The sequence below is a fragment of the Seonamhaeicola marinus genome (assembly GCF_008085455.1).
This window is the reverse complement of record NZ_VSDQ01000419.1, coordinates 1-695: the sequence shown is the minus strand read 5'-3', so window position 1 is coordinate 695 and position 695 is coordinate 1. Positions and strand designations below refer to the sequence as shown.

Genomic DNA, 695 nt, shown 5'->3' with positions numbered 1-695 from the left:
GCATCATTAGCTACTTTATTATCTATTAAAAGGCCATCTTTTATGTTTTCATTTGGCAAAAAGGTATCACCATAAAAATAGCTCATACCTACATAAATAAGTATTGCTAAAATAAAGTTAACGGTTACACCACCAAGCATAATTATTAAACGTTGCCATGCAGGTTTAGAGCGAAACTCCCAAGGTTGTGGCTCTTGTGCCATTTGCTCGGTATCCATGCTTTCATCAATCATCCCAGATATTTTTACATAGCCGCCAAGTGGCAACCAACCAATACCATAAACGGTTTCTCCTATTTTCTTTTTAAATAGTGAAAACTTAACATCAAAAAACAGGTAAAACTTTTCTACTCTAGTTTTAAAAGCTTTGGCAGGAATNCTCAGTAAAAACTGAGATATTTTTATAACAAACTCCATATATTTTTAATCAAAATTTTTTTGATAACCGCACAAAAGTAATCTTTTAAACCAAGTATAAAAAGACATTTATGTATTGCACACCTATTTAACACGAATTTAAGTAACATACATTACCTAAGTTGTCTCTATTTCGTTGTATTTTTGTAACAATTATTTTACCAATTACCATGCTTAATTTTTTTAAAGGTTATAAAGTATTTGCTATTGTTTTTGGTGTTATTTCAGTAATAATAATAGCCCTAATTTATAATACACTTAATGTTTACCAACCACTAC

1 protein-coding gene is annotated in these 695 nt (G+C 29.8%); it reads right to left on the bottom strand.

The window, feature by feature from the left end:
* Positions 1-416, bottom strand: a 416-nt coding sequence (locus FUA24_RS07465) for a site-2 protease family protein (protein ID WP_148541130.1), incomplete at its 3' end; no start/stop codon positions are given.
* Positions 417-695 lie beyond the last annotated feature (279 nt).